The organism is Brevibacillus sp. NRRL NRS-603 (assembly GCF_003013445.1).
Classification (GTDB): domain Bacteria; phylum Bacillota; class Bacilli; order Brevibacillales; family Brevibacillaceae; genus Brevibacillus; species Brevibacillus formosus.
Genome location: NZ_PXZN01000011.1, coordinates 227590 through 250242 on the forward strand (window position 1 = coordinate 227590; position 22653 = coordinate 250242).

Genomic DNA, 22653 nt, shown 5'->3' on the forward strand with positions numbered 1-22653 from the left:
ACTGTTTGACGGAAGGGGCGGTACCCATTGGAAGAAGATCTCCGTGGTAATGAACAATCGCATGATCATTTTGTGAGGCACGGTGGCGTCCATTTCCGCACACACGTGACTCCGACCGAGATAAACAACTTTGTGCGCAAGCTCCCTGCCGGAAAAAGGGACAGCTTGTTTGAAGTATTGGAACAGCTTGATCATGCTGGTCTGATTACGATCGTCAACGACCATGTTTTTGCCGATGGAGATGGAGTCGTAGGCGGCGGGGACAATCAGAGCCCGTTAGGTTAATAGGCACACACAAAAAGGACGTACTCGATAAGAGAAACGTCCTTTTTTCTTTATTGATTCGGTTTCCACCAACTGCCCATGCGCTGCCAAAAGGTCGAAGAATCTGGCGGCTTTAAAGGTGTCGGTGTCTCATTTGTCGGGATGTGATCCGTGCAGTAATCTTGAGGCTCTGTTCCGCTTGCGAAATAAAAGAGCTGTGGATTCGGACAATGCTCGGTCGCCAGTTTTCCAGAAGCGGGGTCGATATAGACAGAAACAACACCAGCTGGCATGTCAAAGAGTGCAGGGGGCTGACCTTTCAGCGCACTTTCCATGAACTGAGCCCAGATTTTTTTGGACAGATAGCCTTCCTTTACATCATCGACCGTTTGATTTTTGTCGTAACCTACCCATACGGTCGAAACCAGCTGAGGAGTGAATCCGCTCAGCCAGGCGTCATAATCCGTTGATCCTGTTTTTCCTGCTACCGGTCGGTTCATTTCGCCAGCTACGCGATATCCTGTACCGCCTTGTTCGAATACGCTTTGCATCATATTCACTAAGAGAGCAGACGCGACAGGATCGGCTACCTGTGTTTTCTCTGGTTTTTCTTCGACCAAAATGTTGCCCTCGCTGTCCTCGATGGAGGTAATTGCAATCGGCTTCACTGCTTGTCCCTTGTTGACGATTGCTGCATAAGCTGCGTTTAACTCCAAGGGAGAGACAGGTGAAGTTCCTAGTGCCAGAGAGGGAACGGCTTGCATCGAGCTGGTGATACCTAATTGCTTTGCCTGATCAACCACTTTTTCCGGCCCGAGAAAATCAATGGTCTTGACGGCGTAAATGTTGTCGGAGGTTTTGATTGCTTCACGCATATTGATCAGTGCGTTTGCATATTTTCCGCCAAAATTGCCGGGAATGTACTGCTTATTGTTATCGTAGGTAAAAACGGTCGGTTCGCTTTTCATCAACGTGAGCGGTGTATAGCCGTTTTGCAAGGCTGACAAATACATGATCGGCTTGAAGGAGGAACCGGGCTGCCGCTTGCTAAGCACGCGATTGTACTGGCTCACCTTGTAGTCACGTCCACCTACCATTGCTTTGATATAGCCAGTAGCAGGGTCCATGGCGACAAGGGCCACCTGCAAATTCGGATTATTCTTCGGTAAAACGGAGGCGACTATATCCTCGGCCTTTTTTTGTACGACTGGATCAAGGGTTGTATGGATTTTCAGACCGCCATGAATAAATTTTTCTTCGTCAATGCCATATTTGCTTTTTACCAAAGTAGCGATGTAATCGCGGAAATAAGGAGCTGGCTCGGTTACATTCTCGTTTGCTCGCTGTTTCAGCTTGATTGGTTCCGCGTAGGCTTGCTCTACTTCCTTCGATGTCAGCAGATTGTCGCGCTCCATCGCATTCAAAATGAGCTTTTGTCTGGCTTTGGCACGTTCTAAATCGACAAATGGTGAATAATAAGTAGGACCCTTGGGAATGCCAGCCAGCATGGCGCTCTCTGCAACCGTCAAATCTTTGGCGTCCTTGCCGAAATAGGTTTGGGCAGCGGCTTGTACACCATAGGCTGAATGACCGTAATAAATCTGATTCACGTACATTTCTAATATTTCATCCTTGCTGTAATTCAGTTCTAGCTGAATCGCAAGAAGGGCTTCTTTGATTTTTCGCTCCCATGTCTTGTCCAAGCTGAGGTACAAATTTCTTGCCAATTGTTGGGTGATCGTGCTGGCACCCTGACGCATGTCCATATTAATGACATCGACATAAGCGGCCATGGCCAATCGTTTCCAATCAAAGCCAAAATGCTCGCGGAACGAACGGTCCTCGATCGCGATGGTTGCATCAAGCAATGCGGGTGAAATCTCTGCAAGTGGCACAGAAATCCGGTTCTCGCCACGGTGCATCGTATCCAAAATCTCTCCATTGGAAGCGTAAATCGTCGTGGTTTGCTTCACAAACGTTTCCGGGAGTGGTTGTGAGCGTAAGTACAAAATGAGCAGCAAGATGGCAAAAGAGAAACATAATAGGCTGAGAATGGTAAATTTTACAAATTTCTTAGCCCAACGCAAATAGCGCAGCAATGGGGCTTCGCGAATGACTTCCATGTGTGCTTCTCCTCCTTTCTGCGGTTGAATCAATAAAATAGGACATACTACGTTACTAGTAGTATGTGTCGCTTGCAAGCTGGTTAAACTTTCCTTGCTAGAAAAATATCTTGCAATTTGGAAGACAGCTACTATAATTTTCTTGTTATATTGTATTTTCATGCGGTTAATTGAAGGAGGTTACATAGCCATGAACATGGAATTGTGGTACACCGAAAAACAGACGGAAAATCACGGGATAACAACGAAAATTACAGAAACCCTATACAGTGAGAAATCCGAGTTTCAACAAATCGACGTAATTAATACGAAGCAGTTTGGTCGCATGTTAGTGCTCGACGGCATGGTTATGACTACCGATGTCGATGAGTTTGTCTACCATGAAATGATTTCTCATATCGCGCTGAATACGCATCCAAACCCGAAAAAGGTTCTGGTTGTAGGCGGCGGCGATGGCGGTGCTATTCGTGAAATCGTAAAGCACGCGTCTGTAGAAAAAGCAGTTCTGGCTGAAATCGACGGTGGCGTCATTGAGTCTTGCAAAAAATATTTCCCTGAGATTGCGAGTGCATTGACAGGTAATCCGCGTGTAGATGTACAAGTCATCGATGGTATTAAACATATCCATGACCACAAAGGTGAGTACGATGTGATCATGGTCGACTCTACAGAGCCAGTTGGTCCTGCTGTAGGTCTGTTCGAAAAAGGTTTCTATCAAGGCATTCACGATGCATTGAAACCAGACGGTATCATGGTTGCTCAAACGGAATCTCCTTGGTTCAACCGTGATCTGATCAAGCGCGTATTCAAAGACCTGAAATCGATCTTCCCGGTTACTCGTCTCTACACTTGCAGCATCCCTACTTATCCATCCGGACTGTGGAGCTTCACCATCGCTTCCAAGCAACACGATCCGTTGGAAGTAGATCCAGCGAAAATCAAAGACCTGGGCACCAAATACTACAATGCGGAAGTTCACCACGCTGCTTTCAAACTGCCTAACTTTGTGGCTGAGCTGACCCGCGACTAATCGGGGGAGAACTACACCTATGCGTTTTGACGAAGCATACTCTGGAAATGTCTTTATCCGTAGTCACGGGAATTACGAAGAAAGCCAAGCGGTTATTTACGGTATGCCGATGGACTGGACAGTGAGCTTCCGTCCGGGATCTCGTTTTGGCCCTGCACGTATTCGTGAGGTTTCTATCGGACTGGAAGAGTACAGCCCGTACTTGGACAGGCTCTTGGAAGACATCAAATACTTTGATGCCGGCGATATTCCTCTTCCTTTTGGAAACGTGGAAGGTAGCCTGGATGCGATCCGTACATTCGTGGCAAAATTATTGGCAGATGGCAAATTCCCATTGGGTCTGGGCGGAGAGCACTTGGTTTCCTGGCCAGTATTCCAAGCGGTTTATGAAAAGTACAAGGACATGGTTGTATTCCACTTTGACGCGCATACAGACCTGCGCGACAACTACGAGGGATACGAATACTCCCACTCCACCCCGATCAAAAAGGTATGCAACCTGATCGGTGGTAAAAATGTATACTCTTTCGGAATCCGCAGCGGGATGAAGGACGAGTTTGAGTGGGCAAAAGAAAACATGCACCTGTACAAATACGATGTACTGGAGCCAGTGAAGCAAGTGCTGCCTACCATCGGCAACCGTCCGATCTACCTGTCGATTGACATCGATGTTTTGGACCCTGCGCACGCCCCAGGAACAGGTACAACAGAAGCAGGCGGCATTACGTCTCGTGAGCTGCTCGATACCATTCACTTCATGGCAAACAACGGTGCGAATGTCATCGGTTGTGACTTGGTGGAGGTTGCTCCTGTATATGACCATAGTGAAATGACGCAAATCGCGGCATCCAAAATCGTTCGTGAGCTGCTCTTGAGCTTTGTAAAATAAGATATCTGCGTAAATAAGCCTCCGGTTTTGAAAAAGAACCGGGGGCTTTTCCTATTAGTGATAGAGATTGAACTAAATTAATAAACATTTTAGTTTACAAAGTATAAAATTGTCAGTACAATCATAATAGTGAAATGATTGAAAAGTCGACGGAGGTTTTCTTATTACAAAGGAGTTGTCTGCATGAGAGAAGTATTTGCCTACGCACCATTTCGAAAGCTGTTCTTTTCCAATCTGTTCTCCGGCTTTGGGCAAGGTATGACGATGATCGGGATTGCCTGGTTCCTAGTGGAAACGACAGGCTCTGCTCAACTTTTGGGCTCCACGATGTTTACTTCTGCGGTATTGATGTTTTTCATTGGGCCGTATATCGGGACGCTCATTGATCGCTATTCCCGCAAAAAAATGCTGCTGGTCGAAAATCTGATTGGGTTTAGCGTGCTTGGCATGCTCGCGATCTGGGGCTTTTTCGGAGAGTACACCGAGTGGATGCTGATTGTGATCTATTTGACGACGACTTTTATGTACCAAATTCATTATCCGACGCAGTCCGCACTGGTTCAGGAGACGTTTGAGCCCAAGCATTACAACAGCATCAACAGTCTGCTCGAGATCGAAGGACAGACTGCATCCGTTCTTGCAGGTGCGTTTGCGGGGATTTTGCTTAGCTCCTACGGGCTGCATGTGGTGATTATTTTCAATGCGATTACGTACTTGTTCGCCTTTACCTTGCTGTCTACCATGACGTATACCTTCACGCTGGAAAAAGAAGCGAAGCAAAACCAGGGCGTCGCTTGGACGGAGCAGCTGATGGAAAGCTGGCGGTACATTCAGCAAAAGAAAGGATTCCTTCTGTTTGGGGTATCCGCACTCATGCCCTTCATTGCTGTGATGGCTACGAACTTATTGAAGCCTGTTTACATAAGCCAAACGCTGCAGGAGGGTGTCTCGGTTTATTCACTAGGAGAGGTCACGTATGCACTGGGTGCCGTGGCAGCAGGTTTACTCGTTGCGATCGTGGTTCGTAAGATGGGGCAGCTGGCAGCCATGATCGGCAATACGTTGCTGTTCGCGATAGCCATTGTCGTCATGATTGCTTTGCCGTATGGCTGGGCGCTGATTGCGGCGTACACGTTTTACGGGTGGAGTAACGCTTCTGTGCGCTTGATTCGGCAATCGCTTTATATGACAGTTGTGCCGAAGCATCAGATGGGGCGGGTGATGAGCTTTTTCAACTCAATCGGCATGATGATGCGTTTGGTCCTGATCGGTTTGTTTACGACTATGATCGATTACACGGGGGCAGGAGTCGGGTACTTGGTGTTGGCGGGTCTGCTGTTGCTTGCGGCGCTCGGGATTGCTGCTACCATGAGATACCTGCTGGCGGATGCCAAAGCGGAGGCGGCGGTTGCCACAGAAGAGCGATGAAGGGTAGAATGTAGGGATAAATGGGAAGCGAAAGAAAGTGGAGTGTGGAAGCAGCATGCAAGACATACAAGTGAAATTGACGGCACGGCATCATGTCGAAGGCAACTGGGAAGAAACGACTCACAGCTATGAGGGCAAGCGCGTACAAAAAGCATCCGCGTGGTACTTGACCTACAAAGAGCAGATGGAGGGCGTAGGCGAAGTAAGCACGACACTGAAGCTGACAGATACGTCCATTACGCTGGTTCGTCAGGGCGGAGTTTCAACCAGGCAGCAATTCGAAAAAGGCGCCAGTACCCATTCTACCTATCAAAGTCCTTATGGTCCGTTTGCAATGGAGACGCATACGAACAAGCTGCGAATTCGCTACGAAGCAGAGGTTCCTGTACAGGTAGAAATCGCGTACCAGCTATGGATGAATGAGCAGTACGCTGGTGAGCATGAGCTGAAAATAGAGCTAGGAAAATAAGCCGCCCTTTGCAAGGGCGGTTTTTTGCACGTACAATAGGAGTACTTGCGGCTGAAGTGAGAGGGGGATACAGCATGTTTGTACTCGCAAATGGACTAATAGCCGGTCTGGGTCTTGCTGCTTTTTTAGCGCTTGGAGATGGTTTGTTTGATACCAATACCTTTCCTGTTTTAATTGATGTCAGCTATGTACCGGGTATGGAAAACCTGCCCTCTATTGTAGAACTATTGATTCATCTGCTGATTAGTGTGATCGTCGCCTTTTTTCTCATGCACTTTTACCCGCGGGAACGAAAAGCCCGATCGGTACGATACTTGCTCTACTGGATGCTTGGTTTTTCTGTTGCGTTTTTCCCATTTAGTGTGTTGAGTCAATCCCCGATGAGTATGACAGCGTTCCTCATCTGGATATTGGGACATTTACTGTATACCGCAATGCTTGCCATTCAGGTAGGGCGTAACCGATAAATGCGTAAAAGTGCCGAATATTCGGCGAAGTGATGATTTTTTGGCAGCATGGATGGAAGGAAGGAGTGAAAGCCAGAATGCCGTTGTCAGATACGGTAGAAATGTTGCAGGCGATCTTGGGTGCTATCGATGAAGGAATTCACGTTGTGGACGCAAATGGCATTACGATTTTCTACAATCACGTCGCAGCCAAGCTCGATGGGCTGACCTCAGAAGAGGTGTTGGGGAAGCCATTGTTGGAGGTTTTTCCTTCGCTTGATCGACAGTCGAGTACCCTGCTTCGTGTCATCGATAGTGGCGAATCAATTTACAACCAGACACAGACATATAAGAACTGGAAGGGAATGCGTGTGGAGACAATCAACACGACACTTCCAGTGAGAGTAGGCACACGATTAGTCGGGGCAGTCGAGGTGGCGAAGGATATCGGCAAGCTAAAAGAACTGTCGGAGCGCTTAGTCGATCTTCAGGCCAAGATTAGCAAGCCGAAACGGACAAAACGCTCGGTAGATGAAACGACTTTCCATTTCGAAGACATTTTGACGATGAGTGAAAAAATGAAACGCCTCAAAGAACGCGCTCGAAAAGCTGCCCGGACAACTTCTCCCGTGTTAATATACGGCGAAACTGGGACGGGAAAAGAACTGTTTGTCCAATCTATTCATCACGCGTCTGTCCGCAGCAGTAAGCCATTCATCGCGCAAAACTGTGCCGCGCTGCCGGCCGCGCTGCTCGAAAGCTTGCTGTTTGGCACAACAAAAGGAAGCTTCACGGGAGCCGATGATCGGCCAGGGTTATTCGAGCTGGCGGACGGTGGTACGTTATTTCTGGATGAACTGAACAGCATGCCGCTCGATCTGCAAGCAAAGCTGCTGCGAGTCCTCCAGGATGGGCAGATCAGACGAATCGGCGGGAGCCAATCGACCAAAGTAGACGTACGGGTAATCGCCGCAGTCAACGAAGCACCGCAGTCACTCGTGGAGGGAGGAGTCATGCGAGCAGACCTATACTACCGGATCAACGTCGTCTCTTTTGAACTGCCGCCATTGCGCGAGCGCAGAGAAGATGTGGATATGCTGATCGAACATTTCTTGCAAAAGTTCAACCGGATCTTCGGTATGAATGTGCGTGGAATCAGCAGTGAAGTGGCTAATTTGTTTGCTGCGTATGATTGGCCGGGGAATGTCCGTGAATTGGAGCATGTCATAGAAGCAGCTATGAATATGGTGGAGTCGGACATCATTTTGTTGGATCATCTTCCGGCTCATATGCTGGAACGCTCGCAGTCTGAGAAAAAAGAAGCGCCAATTTCGGCTCAACTCCTATCAAAGGAAGGCTGTACGCTGCCAGAAATTTTGCGTGAGGTAGAGGAAAAGGTGATTAAAGATGCGATGCAGCAAACGGACGGCAATGTACTTCGCGCCGCCAAGCTCTTGGGCATCCCGAGACAGACGCTGCAATACAAGCTCGCGCAGCGGATGATCCCTCCCTGTTGAGTGCCGAAAATTCGGCAGACTCAGGAAGGATCAAGCGGACGAGAAACGCTTACAAAACGCTCTATTCCTTATTTTCTAAATCTTTTGATTTGTTGGCATGGCACTTGCATCTCTTGTTGGTTGAGTGAAACGAAGAGGTTCACCATAAGACGAGAGGAGACGGGATGCACATGACAGTAGCGACAAAACGCGATTGGCGTTCGATAGAACTTTGGAAGGATGTCACGGACGAGCAATGGAATGACTGGATGTGGCAGCTTACGCATACCATCAAGACGGTCGATGATTTGAAGCAGGTAATCAATCTGACACCGGAAGAGGAAGAGGGCGTACGCATTTCTACGCAAACCATTCCACTCAACATTACACCGTACTATGCTCATCTAATGGATCCAGACGATCCAAGCGATCCGGTTCGCATGCAGTCTGTACCTTTGTCCTCTGAGATGGTTCGTACCAAATACGACATGGAAGACCCACTCCACGAGGATACCGATTCTCCTGTACCTGGTCTGACGCATCGTTATCCAGATCGCGTGCTTTTCCTCGTAACGAATCAATGCTCCATGTATTGCCGTTACTGTACGCGTCGTCGCTTTTCTGGCCAGATCGGCATGGGTGTGCCAAAGAAACAGCTGGATGCCTGTATCGATTACATTCGCTCAAGACCAGAAGTCCGCGATGTACTGCTCTCCGGTGGAGACGGTCTGTTGATCAATGACCGTGTACTGGAGTACATCATCAGCAGCCTGCGCGATATCCCGCATGTTGAAATTATTCGGATCGGTACGCGTGCACCCGTTGTATTCCCGCAGCGCATTACCGAAAACCTGTGCAATATCCTGAAAAAATACCATCCGGTTTGGCTCAATACACACTTCAATCATCCAAAAGAAATTACACCGGAAGCAAAGCAGGCTTGCGAAATGCTCGCCAATGCTGGTGTTCCGCTCGGCAACCAGGCAGTTATTTTGGCCGGTATCAACGATTGTGCGAACACGATGAAAAAGCTGGTGCAGGACCTGGTGAAAATCCGCGTTCGCCCGTATTACATCTATCAATGCGACTTGTCAGAGGGAATCGGACACTTCCGCGCGCCTGTCAGCAAAGGGATCGAAATCATTGAGCACCTGCGCGGCCATACTTCCGGCTATGCAGTTCCGACCTTTGTAGTAGACGCTCCACACGGCGGCGGTAAAATTCCAGTCAGCCCTAACTACATCATTTCGCAAGCGTCCGATAAAGTCGTCCTGCGCAACTTTGAAGGCGTTATCACGTCCTATCCAGAGCCGAAGCAATACCATGAGCATGATGAAGAAAACTGCGAATACTGCGTGGCTGCAAAAGGAAAAGCAGTTGGTATCGCAGCACTCATGCAAGACGAGGTGGACAATCTGGAGCCGACTGATCTGCCGCGCAACAAGCGAATCAAAGCAACCAAGGTCAAGTCACTCGCAGATGTACGTTCGGAGCAAAAGGCCAAGAAAGAGCAAACAACTGCCGAGACGAAGGAAGCTTCAGGAAAATAAGCAGGATCAACAGCTACCCGTATGAAGGTAGCTGTTTCTTTTTTTCGTAAGAATATTTCCAACTCTTCGAAGAGGATGGATGATTCGCAACTTGTGTGTTAAGATCGAGTTATACCCAATATGAGCGGTCGCTCAGTATCGTTTCATTTTTCGAAAAAAATAAACAGACTGACTGAATACTCATTCATTTATTTCCATGATTCTGATAAGATAGAAAAAACGATTTCCACGTCTAAAGAAAAACTCGCAATAGAGGGGAGTAGAAAACATGCTGGCACTCATTAATCTGATCGCCTTTTTCCTGGTTCTTGCTTACGGGCTGTATTTAGCTGGGCATGTCGTGTACAGCAGATACTTGTTTATCAAGCTGGGGAAAAAGCCGGATGTGAAAAATGACTTTGGGGCACGCATCAATCTGATGCTGGACAACGTCATTTTCCACAAGAAGCTGCTGAAGGACAAAAAGAGTGGCGTGATGCACGTTGTGATGTTTTACGGCTTTATCACCCTGCAATTCGGGGCCATCGAGCTGATTATCAAAGGGCTTTCGAAAGGCTACGAGCTTCCTTTTGGGAGCGCTCACAAATACTTCTCTGTCATGCAGGAGATTACCACGTTTCTCATTTTGGCTGCGGTCGGCTACGCCTTTTACCGCCGCTATATCGAAAAGCTCAAGCGTCTGAAGCGCGGCTTCAAATCAGGGATTGTTCTCCTGCTGATTTCCTCCCTGATGGCGACTGTATTGCTCTCGCTTGCTTTTGAACAAATTTGGCTCGGACATGAGCCATCGGCGTTCGCTCCGATCTCTTCTGTTTTCGCGATCGTATTCTCTGCGATTGGGGTAGGGACAACGGGTGCAGCGGTAGGCTTTTACGTTTTTTGGTGGCTGCATTTGATTATCTTGCTCGGCTTCGCGGTCTATGTGCCGCAGTCCAAGCATGCGCATTTGCTGTTTGCGCCAGTCAACGTGTGGTTCAAGAAGCTGGACCCGCCAGGTAAGCTGACCAGCATTAACTTCGAGGACGAGACACAGGAGGAATTCGGTGTCGGCAAAATCGAGGATTTTACACAAACGCAGCTCATTGACCTGTACGCTTGTGTGGAGTGCGGACGCTGCACGAATATGTGCCCGGCCTCAGGAACGGGAAAAATGCTCTCCCCGATGGATCTGATTACGAAAATGCGCGACCATTTGACCGAAAAAGGTGCTTCGGTAACATCGCGTACGCCATGGATGCCGAGCTTCGCTTTTTCGCAGACGACTGCCAACCAGATTGCGTTCCAAGCATCTGAAGTAGCGGCGACAGCAGAAGGAGCAACCCCAGTCTATGAGAAAAGCTTGATCGGTGATGTTATTACCGAGCAGGAGCTGTGGGCTTGTACGACCTGTCGCAACTGTGAAGACCAATGCCCGGTAATGAACGAGCACGTCGATAAAATCATCGATATGCGCCGCTATTTGGTTATGACAGAAGGAAGCATGCCAGCAGAAGCGCAGCGTGCCTTGAACAATATCGAGCGTCAGGGCAATCCGTGGGGAATCAACCGCAAAGACCGGACGAAATGGATTGAAGGTCTGAACGGTGAGTACGAGGTGCCAACGGTGAAGCAGGTCGAGGAATTCGAGTACTTGTTCTGGGTAGGCTCGATGGGATCGTTTGACTTGCGCAGCCAAAAAATTTCGCAGGCATTTGTGAAGCTCATGCACGAAGCTGGCGTGAAGTTCGCCATTCTGGGCAATGAGGAAAAGAACTCCGGGGACACGGCTCGCCGTATTGGTAACGAATTCTTGTTCCAGCAGCTCGCCCAAGAAAATATCGCCTTGTTTGAAGCGTATGAAGTCAAAAAAATCGTCACCTGCGACCCGCATGCGTTCAATACGTTTAAGAATGAATATCCGGAGTTTGGATTGAATGCAGAGGTGTACCACCACTCTGAGCTGTTGGCGGAGTGGGTGAAGGAAGGCAGATTGAAGCCAACGAAGGAAGTCAAAGAGCGCATCACTTACCACGATTCCTGCTACTTGGGCCGCTACAACGAAATTTACGACAAGCCACGCGTGATTCTCGAAGCTATTCCTGGCGTAGAGGTAGTCGAAATGAAGCGCAGCGGCTGCGACAGTATGTGCTGCGGAGCGGGAGGCGGCTTGATGTGGATGGAGGAACATGAGGGCTCTCGTGTCAACGTCACACGTACGGAGCAAGCTCTGGAGGTCAACCCGACGGAAATCGCGAGTGCATGCCCATACTGCCTGACGATGATGAACGACGGAATCAAGACCAAAGAGCAGGAAGATCACGTTAAAACACGCGACGTCGCGGAAATTCTCGCAGACGCCATCTAGGTTTATACCATGCGCAAGTCTCGGTGCTGATCAAGCACGAGGCTTGCGCATTATTTTTTTTGCAAAAAACTGTAAGATAATGGAGCCAGCTGAATCAAAAAGAGTGGGAAGGGAGTGAGGAAGCTGGAGCTTACAGAGAAAAGCTTAACCAAAACAAAGGAAGCATTATTTGATGAATTGATCCGGCACTATTTGAAAAAGGTGCTGCGACTCGTGTATTTGATGGTCAAGGACCGCAGTCTTGCTGAGGATATTACCCAGGAAGTGTTCCTGTTAGCTTACAAAAATTTGGGGAAATTCCGCCAAGAGAGCTCGATGCAAACATGGGTGTATAGAATTGCCGTCAACGAAGCGAAAAAGCATCTACGCTCGTGGTCGTTCCGCCACCTGTTTTTCAAATCGGAAGTGGACATAGAGGTAGTCGAGGGAGCAGAGTCGGCCGTTTTGCAAAATGACCTTCGCGCTCGTTTTGCCCATCTCGTCATGAAGCTGCCGCATAGCTATCGTCAGTTGATTGTCCTGCACTACTACGAGGAGTTGTCCGTTGAGGAGATCGCGGTCATTTTGGACACGACTGCCGGAGCGATTTATACGAAAATGCACCGGGCACGTCAAAAGCTCAAAGTGCTGCTGGAAAAGGAGGGGATCGAATGAACCTGGATAAGTTGCTGGCGGAATTCAAGGAAACGGCTGACCGGACACTGTTGCGCGGAATGGACGATACGATTGACTTGGAGGAGCGGATTTATATGAATATCGAGAAGAAGGGCAAAAAAAGGTTTCGTTTCATCTACCCTGTAAGTGCAGCACTTGTTGCGGTTGCGCTTGTCATCGGGTTTACCCCTTATATACTGCAAAAGGAAAGCACGACGAGTACACATACGCCGAAGGGAACGTCTGCCGAGCCAGGGACCCATCAAAAGCCTGATCCAAAGGCTCACCCAGCTTCTGATGATCAGGTGATTATGGGAACGGTAGATGAGATCATCGATGTCTTGCGTGTTGGGATGACACAAGACCAAATCAAAGCCAAGATTTCGTTCCCTTACACAGTTGTAGACAATTATGGCGGTAGCGGGGACGATGGCACAGAAGAGTACTGGGGCTATTCGATTCTCGCAAAAGAAGGATATCAGCAAAAAGAGTGGACAATGATCGATACGGAGGCTCTGCTAAAAAGAGACGTGGGCTTGGCGATGTTAGTTGGATGGAAGGATAAAAAGCTTTATTGGTATACGATAAGCTATGTCCAAGGCAAAAAGGTCTATCTTTTTAAACTGAACAGTAACGGTACCGTTACTGAGGATGTCGTAGACGTTCCCCAGGATGGCATACAAACACCTCGGACTACGTCCATATTCGATTTAAAGTCAGAAGAAGAGGATCGTTATTACAATTACATGTATGAAAAAAAGGATGAGCTATTGCGTGGGCTGTCCCCGACTGACATTGTGAAGCTTTATGTAAGAGCAGTGCAAGATGGACAGCTCGAAATGCAGTACGCCTTGCGTATCGTGGATGAAGGCGTGAATAAGCCGACATTGGAGCAATATTTGGAAGGAGTGAAGAAAGATCCGGTTAGAGAACGAAGTATATGGAGAGGTAATAAAAAAATGATTGAGATGGGAAGCAAAATTTGGGTGGAACATACTGACGACGAAACCATTGTCTGGACTGAGTACAAGAATAAAAGCCACGAGACAACGGGATTTATCATGCGGCAAGACGACCAGGGTATCTGGAAAGTAAGATGGAGACCGTAGCAGTAAAACCAACAGCCTGGCTCTCACAAAAGTCAGGCTGTTCTTTTTTTCATTATTGATTGACTATTCGTACGGAAGACGGCAAAATAAAAGTATGCAAAATGAACGAACGCTCGATCGATTTAGTTTTTATTGATGTGAAACATCATCCGAATGGAGGGCATTCGATGAAAACAGTCATTGTAGGGGCAGCGCGTACCCCTTTTGGTAAGTTAGGTGGATCATTGAAAGCGCTATCGGCAGTAGAGCTCGGCTCAATTGTGATCAAGGAAGCGGTTGAGCGCGCTGGCATTTCCGGCGATCAGGTGGACGAAGTGATCATGGGTATGGTCTTGCAGGCAGGTGCGGGTCAGGTGCCCTCACGCCAGGCAGCTCGCAAAGCTGGTTTGCCGTGGAATGTAGCGAGTGAGACGATCAACAAAGTATGCGCGTCCGGGATGCGTGCAGTGACGATGGGGGACCAGATCATTCGGGCAGGGGACGGAGAAATCATCGTCGCTGGCGGCATGGAGAGCATGAGCAACGCACCGTATGCATTGCCAGATGCACGTAACGGAATGCGGATGGGAGATTCGACCGTACGTGATCTCATGATGTACGACGGCCTCACTTGCCCGTTTCATCAAGTGGCGATGGCTGTTCACGGCAGCAATGTGGCGGAAGAGAACGGGATTTCGCGAGAAGAGCAAGATGCGTGGGCACTGCGCAGCCAGCAGCGAGCCGCACAAGCGATGGAAAAAGGACTTTTTGCCGACGAGCTTGTCTCGGTTTCCATTCCGCAAAGAAAAGGGGAGCCGTTGCAAGTAACCGTCGATGAAGGACCACGTCCGGATACCACCGAGGAAGGATTGGCGAAGCTGCCACCCGTGTACAAAAAGGACGGAACAATCACGGCAGGCAATGCACCGGGAATCAACGACGGAGCGGCAGCAATGGTGCTGATGTCAGACGCGAAAGCACAACAGCTGGGCATCAAGCCGCTTGCGACGATACTGGGACACGCCGCGGTCGGCGCAGAGGCACCTTATATCGCGACAACTCCGGGGCTTGCGATCAATAAGCTCTTGGAAAAGACAGGTGTCTCGCTTTCGGAGATCGATCTATTTGAGGTAAACGAAGCATTTGCCGCGGTGATTTTGACCAGTGGCAAAATCGTTGGATGGGACGCAGAGAAAGTGAATGTAAACGGGGGAGCGATTGCGTTCGGACACCCGATTGGCGCGAGCGGTGCTCGGATTATTATGCACCTCGCCTATGAATTAAAAAGACGAGGCGGCGGCTTAGGGATCGCGGCAATTTGCAGTGGTGCCGCACAGGGTGACGCCATCTTGATTAAAGTAGAGTAAGGGAGGCCTTTTTACATGAACGTACAAACGATTATGGTCATCGGGGCAGGACAGATGGGCAGCGGGATTGCCCAAGTAGCGGCGCAGGCTGGCTTTCGCGTTTATCTGAACGACGTCCAGCAAGCATTTGTGGAGCGCGGTCTGGCCACGATTACGAAAAACTTGTCGCGCAACGTGGAAAAAGGCAAGCTCAGCGAAGCAGAAAAGGAAGCGATTCTCGGGCGTCTGACACTTTCTACTGATCTGGCAGATGCGTCTGAAGCAGATTTTGTGGTAGAAGCGGTGACAGAAAACATGGCGGTCAAAACGCAAATTTTTTCCAAGCTGGACGAGGTATGTCCGCCGCATACGGTGCTCGCGAGCAATACATCCTCGCTGCCGATTACTGAGATCGCAGCAGTTACGAAGCGGCCGGAAAAAGTAATCGGGATGCATTTCATGAACCCCGTTCCGGTGATGAAGCTGGTTGAGATCATCCGCGGGCTGCAAACATCCGATGAGGTCTATCAGCTGACAGAAGATTTGTCGAAGCAAATGAGCAAGGTGCCCGTGAGCGTCAACGACTTCCCTGGGTTTGTGTCCAATCGGGTACTGATGCCGATGTTGAATGAAGCGATTTATTGTGTATACGAAGGAGTTGCAACACCGGAAGCGATCGATGAAGTCATGAAGCTGGGCATGAACCATCCGATGGGGCCGCTTCAGCTGGCTGATTTCATCGGGCTGGACACTTGCCTCTACATTATGGAGGTACTGCACGAAGGGTTCGGTGATTCGAAATACCGCCCATGCCCATTGCTGCGCAAGTACGTCAAAGCAGGATGGCTAGGCAAAAAATCCGGTCGTGGTTTCTACGTGTATAGCTAACCGAAGATTTTCGCAGAAAGGTAGGACGGACATGGATTTCCGATTGAACGAAGAGCAAGAAATGATGCGCCGGATGGTGCGAGACTTTGCCCAGAAAGAGATCGCACCTTTCGTCCCGGTGATGGAAGAGACGGATCAGTTCCCGCGTCAGATTCTCAAAAAGATGGGCGAAATGGGGCTCATGGGCATTCCGATCGCCGAAGAGTGGGGAGGAGCAGGAGCGGACTTTATTTCCTACATTTTGGCCATTCACGAGATTTCCAAGGTGAGTGCGACTGTAGGCGTCATTTTGTCCGTGCATACCTCCGTCGGGACAAACCCGATTCTCTACTTCGGTACCGAGGAGCAAAAACGCAAATACGTGACCAAGCTTGCGAGTGGCGAATACCTCGGGGCTTTTGCCTTGACCGAGCCGCATGCAGGTTCTGATGCGAGCAGTATCCGTACCACAGCCGTGAAAAAAGGCGATGAGTACCTCCTGAACGGAAACAAGGTATTCATCACGAACGGCGGGGAGGCAGATACGTACATCGCGTTTGCCGTTACTGACTCTACGAAAGGAACCAAGGGAATATCGGCCTTTATCGTAGAAAAGGATACACCGGGCTTCACGGTAGGGAAAAAAGAAAAGAAAATGGGACTTCACGGTTCCTATACGACAGAGCTCGTATTCGACAATGCGCGTGTACCGGCTGCCAACCTGCTGGGGCAGGAAGGGGAAGGCTTCTGTATCGCGATGGCGAATCTGGATTCCGGTCGTATCGGGATTGCTGCACAAGCCCTTGGTATTTGTGAGGCCGCAGTCCAGTACGCGACAGAGTACGCGCGGGAACGCAAGCAGTTTGGACAACCGATTGCCAAGCAGCAAGCCATCGCTTTCAAGCTGGCTGACATGGCGACAAAAGCAGAAGTAGCCCGATTGCTGGTATACCGAGCGGCGTGGCTGCGCAGTCAAGGAATTGCTTGTGGAATGGAAGCCTCGATGGCAAAGCGCTTTGCCACCGACTCTGCGATGGAGCTCGCCACAGAAGCCGTACAAATCTTTGGCGGCTATGGCTACACCAGAGAATATCCGGTTGAGCGACTATTCCGGGATGCGAAAGTAACGCAAATCTATGAGGGCACCAACGAAATTCAGCGAATTGTTATCGCCAAGCATTTGCTTGCTGATTGATAGAAAAATGAACAGCACATGGGGGAGTGAGCCATATGAATTTCCAACTGACGGAAGAACATGACATGATGCGCAAAATGATTCGCGACTTTGCAGAGAATCAAGTAGCTCCGACAGCAGCCGAGCGCGACGAAGAAGAGTGCTTTGATCGTTCCATTTTTGAGCAAATGGCTGAGCTTGGACTGACAGGCATTCCTTGGCCAGAACAATACGGCGGAGCAGGTGCAGACTACCTGAGCTACGTCATTGCAGTGGAAGAACTCTCCCGTGTCGATGCCTCCATCGGGGTAACACTGTCCGCCCATGTTTCCTTGGCGAGCTGGCCGATTTATAAATTTGGGACAGAGGAGCAAAAGCAAAAGTTTTTGCGTCCATTAGCAGAAGGCAAGAAGATGGGAGCGTACTGTTTGACCGAGGCGGGATCTGGCTCTGATTCTGCTGGAATGCGCACGACAGCCGTTCGCGATGGCGATCACTACATTTTAAATGGCACCAAAATTTTCATTACCAATGCAGGCGAGGCTGAAATCTACATCGTATTTGCGGTCACTCAACCAGAGCTGAAGCACAAAGGCATCACGGCTTTTATCGTTGAAAAAGGCATGGATGGCTTCACGATGGGGAAAAAGGAGAAAAAGCTGGGTATCCGTTCCTCGCCAACACTTGCGGTCAATTTTGAAGAGGTACGCGTGCCGGTAGAAAATAGACTGGGCGAAGAAGGCCAAGGCTTCAAGATTGCAATGATGACATTGGACGGTGGAAGAAACGGTATCGCTGCTCAAGCATTGGGAATTGCACAAGGTGCGTACGAGCATGCACGGAATTATGCCAAAGAGCGCAATCAGTTCGGCAAACCAATCGCTTCCTTGCAGGCAATCCAGTTCAAGCTGGCAGACATGGCAACCAAGATTGAGGCATCCCGTTTGCTCACTTACCAAGCAGCGTGGCTGGAGGATCAAGGTCTACCATATGGCAAAGCATCTGCGATGTCCAAAGTATTTGCAGGCGATACCGCAATGGAAGTGACAACCGAGGCTGTTCAAGTTTTCGGGGGTTACGGCTACACGCGGGAGTATCCTGTGGAGCGCTTCATGCGTGATGCCAAAATTACACAAATCTATGAAGGAACAAATGAAATCCAACGTGTCGTGATCAGCAATTTCCTGCTAAAAGAGTAGGAAGCTGTCTCGTCTTCCAACACGATTAGACACATAGAAAAGAAAAGTTTGGCTTTGAGCTCTTACTCGCGTATAATGATCTGCGATGATACAAAAGTAGAGTGTTTGCGCCTTCTTTTCTATGAGGCGTCTGACCAAACGCTCAGTCGGTTGGAAAGGTGGATTTGGAGTGTCTGACAAGAGAAAAACGATACCGTCCCTAGTAAAGGACCCAAAACTGATCGAGAGAAGACGAGAGCAGATTATTGAGGCTGCCGTTCATCTCTTTATTAATAAAGGATTTCATAAAACGACGACAAGGGAGATTGCCCGGGCCTCTGGATTTAGTATTGGCACGTTGTACGAATATATCGAGTCAAAAGAAGACGTGCTCTATCTTGTTTGCGATGCCATTCATGCGGAGATGGAGACGCGCTTGCGTGAAGCGATCAACTTCAATGGAACTGGCTTGAAAACTTTAAAGATAGCACTAAAGAGCCTGATCCGCGTGATGGATCAGATGAGCGACCGTGTTTTGCTTATTTATCAGGAAGCCAAATCATTGCCGAAAGAAACACTACGCTACGTATTGGGACGTGAAGAAGCCATTTCGCATATTTTCGTCGAAATCCTGGAAAAAGGGATTGCCGATGGTTCGCTGCGCATTGACGAAAAGAACGTCAAGCTGATGGCGGACAATATCATGGTTCTGGGCGAAATGTGGGTCTTCCGCCGCTGGGCATTGAAAAAGCACTATACCATTGAGGAGTACACAGAGAAGCAAATTGCCCTGTTGCTTCGCGAAATCAGTGTCTCCGATTAAGAAGAGAGTTTAAAAAGTCTGGAAAACATAGGGTGCCAAGCATACTTCGCGTCTACCGCGCCTTGATCTGCTTGGCCCTGTTTTTCCTCCTTTTTAAACTTATAAAAAGGAGAGTGGAACGATGGAAACAGAAGTGTATCGTCCGCAAAACAAGGTTCGCTTTGTGACCGCAGCCAGTCTGTATGATGGTCACGATGCCTCGATTAATATCATGCGCCGTATTTTACAATCGTCGGGAGTAGAGGTTATCCATCTCGGACATAACCGCTCTGTTGACGATATTGTAACAGCCGCTGTCCAGGAGGATGTGCAAGGGATTGCCATCAGTTCGTACCAAGGCGGTCATGTGGAGTATTTCAAATACGTAATTGATCTATTACGCGAGCGGGGAGCAGAGCATATCCGTGTTTTTGGTGGCGGTGGCGGCGTTATCGTTCCACGCGAGATTCGGGAATTGGAAGAGTACGGAGTCTGTAAGATTTACTCGCCAGATGACGGCAGACGATTGGGCTTGCAGGGCATGATCAACGACATGATCAGACGTAGCGACTTCCCAACCGTCAAGCAGCTAGAGGAAGAAGTAGCGGGCTTGCGCGAGCAAAACCATCAGGCGATTGCCCGGCTTATTTCTGTTGCGGAGTATGCAGTGGACCAGCCCGAATGGACAGAACCTCTCCGTGAAAGTTTAGTGGAGGCCGATTCAACCATACCGGTATTAGGGATTACTGGTACGGGTGGAGCAGGAAAAAGCTCATTAACCGATGAGCTTGTTCGTCGATTTATTCGCGTTTATCCCGAGAAGACGGTTGCGATCTTGTCTGTCGATCCATCCAAGCAAAAATCAGGTGGAGCGTTACTTGGTGACCGCATTCGCATGAATGCCAATTCGACACCGCGCGTTTACATGCGCAGTCTCGCCACCCGCAAATCAGGCATGGAGCTGTCTGCCGCATTAAAAGACGCAATTCAAGTAACGCGTTCTGCCCATTTTGATCTGATTATTGTGGAAACGAGCGGGATTGGTCAGGGGGATGCGCAGGTCACAGAAGTGTGTGACGTCTCCATGTACGTTATGACCAGTGAATTCGGGGCGCCATCTCAGCTGGAAAAGATTGATATGCTCGACTTCGCCGATGTGATCGCGATCAACAAATTTGAGCGCAAAGGTTCAGAGGACGCTCTTCGCGAGGTTCGAAAGCAATATCGACGCAATCATCAGCTTTTTGAGCTGCCGGACGAGAAGGTTCCTGTGTATGGTACGATTGCGAGTCAATTTAACGATCCGGGAACGAATGTGTTGTTTGCTGCCTTGATGCATCGAATTGTAGAAAAGACTGGCGTTGACTGGTCTGTGGAGAATTTGGATACGACCCCTGTAAAAATTCATAAAACTTCGTTGATTCCGACAGAGAGAATCAATTATCTACAGGAAATTGCGAACACCGTTCGTCAATATCGTGTCTATACAGAAGAACAGTCAGCGATTGCACGCAAGCTGTATCAGTTGCAGGGCGCGAAGGAAACAGTTCTGGCCTCGGGAGATTCTGCGGCTGCCGAGCTGGCAGCGGTGCTCGATAAACAAATCGTTCTCTTTGAAGAAAAGCTGCATCCGGAGTGCAGACGCATCCTCGAAAATTGGCCCAAGCTCAAGGAAGCGTATCGAAAGGATCAATTCGTCACGAAAATTCGCGACAAGGAATTGGTTACCCAGCTTTTCAGCGTATCGTTGTCGGGTACGCGCATTTCAAAAGTAGCTGTCCCTGATTACGAAGATTGGGGCGAAATTTTAAAGTGGTCGTTAAAAGAAAATGTCCCAGGGGAATTCCCGTATACCGCAGGAGTATTTCCGTTTAAACGGGAGGGAGAAGATCCCAAGCGACAATTTGCAGGCGAAGGCACTCCAGAGCGGACGAACAGACGCTTTCACTTCCTGTCTCAAAATGATGAAGCGAAGCGACTCAGTACGGCTTTTGACTCGGTTACGCTGTATGGTGAGGACCCTGACTACCGCCCGGATATTTACGGGAAAATCGGTACGAGTGGGGTCAGCATTTGCACCTTGGATGACATGAAAAAGCTGTATGCCGGCTTTGACCTTTGTGCACCTAGCACCTCTGTATCTATGACAATCAACGGTCCTGCGCCTATGATTTTGGCCATGTTCATGAATACGGCGATTGAGCAACAGCTGGATGCTTTTGTCCAAAAAGAAGGGCGCCAGCCTACCGAAGACGAGGCGAAGCAAATCAGAGCGTACACGTTGTCGACTGTTCGCGGAACCGTTCAGGCAGATATTTTGAAAGAGGATCAGGGGCAAAACACGTGTATCTTCTCGACAGAATTTGCCTTGCGGATGATGGGGGATATCCAGCAGTATTTTATCGACCATAAAGTGCGGAACTACTACTCTGTGTCCATTTCCGGCTATCATATTGCGGAGGCAGGGGCGAATCCGATTACGCAGCTTGCGTTTACACTGTCAAACGGATTTACCTATGTCGAGTACTATTTGAGCCGGGGGATGAACATCGATGACTTTGCGCCGAACCTGTCCTTCTTCTTCTCCAATGGTCTCGATCCGGAATACACCGTGATTGGACGTGTGGCTCGCCGGATTTGGGCAACCGTGATGAAAAATCGTTATGGTGCCAATGAACGCAGCCAAAAGCTGAAGTACCACATCCAGACATCCGGTCGTTCCTTGCATGCGCAGGAGATGGATTTCAACGACATCAGAACGACCTTGCAGGCCTTGATTGCCATTTACGACAACTGTAATTCTCTCCATACGAATGCATATGACGAAGCGATTACAACCCCGACAGAGAACTCTGTGCGACGGGCGATGGCGATTCAGATGATCATCAACAAGGAAATGGGACTCGCGAAAAATGAGAACCCGCTTCAAGGGGCATTCATCATCGATGAGCTGACAGACCTGGTAGAAGAGGCAGTTATGCAAGAGTTCGAGCGGATCAGTTCTCGCGGAGGCGTGCTAGGGGCGATGGAGACTCAATACCAGCGCGGCAAAATTCAAGACGAGTCCATGTATTACGAAATGAAAAAGCATACGGGCGAGCTGCCAATTATTGGGGTAAACACGTTTATCAATCCGAATGCGTCTGAGGACGATTACGAAATTGAATTGGCTCGCGCGACCGAAGAGGAAAAAGAACAGCAAATCATAAATCTCCGTGCATTCCAGGAGCGCCACAAGGATGTGTCTGCGGCTGCACTGCGGCGCCTGCAGGAAGTGGCTATGGCGGGAGAGAACATCTTTGCCGAGCTGATGGAGACGGTAAAGGTAGCATCGCTTGGACAAATCAGTGCTGCCCTGTATGAAGTGGGCGGCCAATACCGCAGAAATATGTAAGACAAATCCCTCGGTAGCGATTGCCGAGGGATGTCTTTGGTTTTTGTGTCGACAAGAATTAGTCAGCCCTGTTTGAAAGCCTTGCATTTTCGTCTAAAATAAGGAATACTG

The 22653-nt window shown here is 49.1% G+C and carries 18 protein-coding genes; 17 read left to right on the forward strand and 1 reads right to left on the reverse strand.

Annotation, left to right across the window (positions count from 1 at the left end):
• Positions 1-27: 27 nt before the first annotated feature.
• Positions 28-285: a hypothetical protein gene (locus C7R94_RS07065; RefSeq protein WP_106779444.1), complete on the forward strand. Its 258-nt coding sequence runs from the start codon at positions 28-30 to the stop codon at positions 283-285.
• A gap of 50 nt (positions 286-335) precedes the next feature.
• Here C7R94_RS07065 and C7R94_RS07070 read toward each other — a convergent pair whose 3' ends face one another.
• Positions 336-2387: a transglycosylase domain-containing protein gene (locus tag C7R94_RS07070; RefSeq protein WP_106779447.1), complete on the reverse strand. Its 2052-nt coding sequence runs from the start codon at positions 2385-2387 to the stop codon at positions 336-338.
• A gap of 196 nt (positions 2388-2583) precedes the next feature.
• Here C7R94_RS07070 and speE point away from each other — a divergent pair, with 196 nt between their 5' ends.
• The 16 genes from speE (at position 2584) to icmF (ending at position 22542) form a co-directional block, all read left to right on the forward strand.
• Positions 2584-3417, forward strand: coding sequence for a polyamine aminopropyltransferase (gene speE / locus C7R94_RS07075; RefSeq protein WP_088911020.1), 834 nt, complete (start codon positions 2584-2586; stop codon positions 3415-3417).
• Between the two features lie 19 nt (positions 3418-3436).
• Positions 3437-4306, forward strand: a complete 870-nt coding sequence (speB, locus tag C7R94_RS07080) for an agmatinase (protein ID WP_106779449.1) — start codon at positions 3437-3439, stop codon at positions 4304-4306.
• A gap of 183 nt (positions 4307-4489) precedes the next feature.
• Positions 4490-5734 carry an MFS transporter gene (locus C7R94_RS07085; RefSeq protein ID WP_106779451.1) on the forward strand — a complete coding sequence of 415 codons (1245 nt, stop codon included), beginning with the start codon at positions 4490-4492 and terminating at the stop codon, positions 5732-5734.
• A 55-nt stretch (positions 5735-5789) separates the two neighbouring features.
• Complete coding sequence (locus C7R94_RS07090; RefSeq protein WP_047069857.1) at positions 5790-6203, forward strand: YwiB family protein; 414 nt, start codon at positions 5790-5792, stop codon at positions 6201-6203.
• Positions 6204-6277: 74 nt separating this feature from the next.
• Entirely contained in the window at positions 6278-6670 is a 393-nt protein-coding gene (locus C7R94_RS07095; protein WP_106779453.1) for a hypothetical protein, read from the forward strand.
• Positions 6671-6747: 77 nt separating this feature from the next.
• The gene (locus C7R94_RS07100) at positions 6748-8166 is read left to right on the forward strand and encodes a sigma-54 interaction domain-containing protein (RefSeq protein WP_106779456.1); all 1419 of its coding nucleotides are present in this window, start codon (positions 6748-6750) and stop codon (positions 8164-8166) included.
• Positions 8167-8330: 164 nt separating this feature from the next.
• Positions 8331-9695: a lysine 2,3-aminomutase gene (gene kamA / locus C7R94_RS07105; RefSeq protein WP_047069854.1), complete on the forward strand. Its 1365-nt coding sequence runs from the start codon at positions 8331-8333 to the stop codon at positions 9693-9695.
• A 268-nt stretch (positions 9696-9963) separates the two neighbouring features.
• A complete protein-coding gene (locus C7R94_RS07110; protein ID WP_106779458.1) occupies positions 9964-12039 on the forward strand; it encodes a heterodisulfide reductase-related iron-sulfur binding cluster in 2076 nt (691 codons plus the stop codon).
• A 114-nt stretch (positions 12040-12153) separates the two neighbouring features.
• A complete protein-coding gene (locus tag C7R94_RS07115; RefSeq protein ID WP_106779460.1) occupies positions 12154-12693 on the forward strand; it encodes a sigma-70 family RNA polymerase sigma factor in 540 nt (179 codons plus the stop codon).
• Positions 12690-13802 (forward strand): hypothetical protein, encoded by a 1113-nt coding sequence (locus tag C7R94_RS07120; RefSeq protein WP_106779463.1) that lies wholly within the window; start codon positions 12690-12692, stop codon positions 13800-13802. Before C7R94_RS07115 ends, C7R94_RS07120 begins: the two co-directional genes overlap by 4 nt.
• A 167-nt stretch (positions 13803-13969) precedes the next feature.
• Complete coding sequence (locus C7R94_RS07125) at positions 13970-15148, forward strand: acetyl-CoA C-acetyltransferase (protein WP_106779465.1); 1179 nt, start codon at positions 13970-13972, stop codon at positions 15146-15148.
• 15 nt (positions 15149-15163) lie between these two features.
• A complete protein-coding gene (locus C7R94_RS07130; RefSeq protein ID WP_106779467.1) occupies positions 15164-16015 on the forward strand; it encodes a 3-hydroxybutyryl-CoA dehydrogenase in 852 nt (283 codons plus the stop codon).
• A gap of 31 nt (positions 16016-16046) precedes the next feature.
• The gene (locus C7R94_RS07135) at positions 16047-17189 is read left to right on the forward strand and encodes an acyl-CoA dehydrogenase (protein ID WP_106779469.1); all 1143 of its coding nucleotides are present in this window, start codon (positions 16047-16049) and stop codon (positions 17187-17189) included.
• Positions 17190-17224: 35 nt separating this feature from the next.
• Positions 17225-18367: an acyl-CoA dehydrogenase gene (locus tag C7R94_RS07140; protein WP_106779471.1), complete on the forward strand. Its 1143-nt coding sequence runs from the start codon at positions 17225-17227 to the stop codon at positions 18365-18367.
• A 169-nt stretch (positions 18368-18536) separates the two neighbouring features.
• Entirely contained in the window at positions 18537-19169 is a 633-nt protein-coding gene (locus tag C7R94_RS07145; protein WP_047069846.1) for a TetR/AcrR family transcriptional regulator, read from the forward strand.
• A gap of 121 nt (positions 19170-19290) precedes the next feature.
• Positions 19291-22542: a fused isobutyryl-CoA mutase/GTPase IcmF gene (gene icmF / locus C7R94_RS07150; protein ID WP_106779474.1), complete on the forward strand. Its 3252-nt coding sequence runs from the start codon at positions 19291-19293 to the stop codon at positions 22540-22542.
• Positions 22543-22653: the final 111 nt, after the last annotated feature.

Bases quoted from the DNA above. Each gene is read 5' to 3' on its own strand.
- C7R94_RS07120 (WP_106779463.1), top strand. From the start codon at position 12,690: ATGAACCTGGATAAGTTGCTGGCGGAATTCAAGGAAACGGCTGACCGG.
- speE (WP_088911020.1), top strand. From the start codon at position 2,584: ATGGAATTGTGGTACACCGAAAAACAGACGGAAAATCACGGGATAACA.
- speB (WP_106779449.1), top strand. From the start codon at position 3,437: ATGCGTTTTGACGAAGCATACTCTGGAAATGTCTTTATCCGTAGTCAC.
- icmF (WP_106779474.1), top strand. From the start codon at position 19,291: ATGGAAACAGAAGTGTATCGTCCGCAAAACAAGGTTCGCTTTGTGACC.
- C7R94_RS07095 (WP_106779453.1), top strand. From the start codon at position 6,278: ATGTTTGTACTCGCAAATGGACTAATAGCCGGTCTGGGTCTTGCTGCT.
- C7R94_RS07070 (WP_106779447.1), bottom strand. From the start codon at position 2,387: ATGGAAGTCATTCGCGAAGCCCCATTGCTGCGCTATTTGCGTTGGGCT.
- C7R94_RS07090 (WP_047069857.1), top strand. From the start codon at position 5,790: ATGCAAGACATACAAGTGAAATTGACGGCACGGCATCATGTCGAAGGC.
- C7R94_RS07130 (WP_106779467.1), top strand. From the start codon at position 15,164: ATGAACGTACAAACGATTATGGTCATCGGGGCAGGACAGATGGGCAGC.
- C7R94_RS07135 (WP_106779469.1), top strand. From the start codon at position 16,047: ATGGATTTCCGATTGAACGAAGAGCAAGAAATGATGCGCCGGATGGTG.
- C7R94_RS07140 (WP_106779471.1), top strand. From the start codon at position 17,225: ATGAATTTCCAACTGACGGAAGAACATGACATGATGCGCAAAATGATT.
- C7R94_RS07100 (WP_106779456.1), top strand. From the start codon at position 6,748: ATGCCGTTGTCAGATACGGTAGAAATGTTGCAGGCGATCTTGGGTGCT.
- kamA (WP_047069854.1), top strand. From the start codon at position 8,331: ATGCACATGACAGTAGCGACAAAACGCGATTGGCGTTCGATAGAACTT.
- C7R94_RS07110 (WP_106779458.1), top strand. From the start codon at position 9,964: ATGCTGGCACTCATTAATCTGATCGCCTTTTTCCTGGTTCTTGCTTAC.
- C7R94_RS07085 (WP_106779451.1), top strand. From the start codon at position 4,490: ATGAGAGAAGTATTTGCCTACGCACCATTTCGAAAGCTGTTCTTTTCC.
- C7R94_RS07125 (WP_106779465.1), top strand. From the start codon at position 13,970: ATGAAAACAGTCATTGTAGGGGCAGCGCGTACCCCTTTTGGTAAGTTA.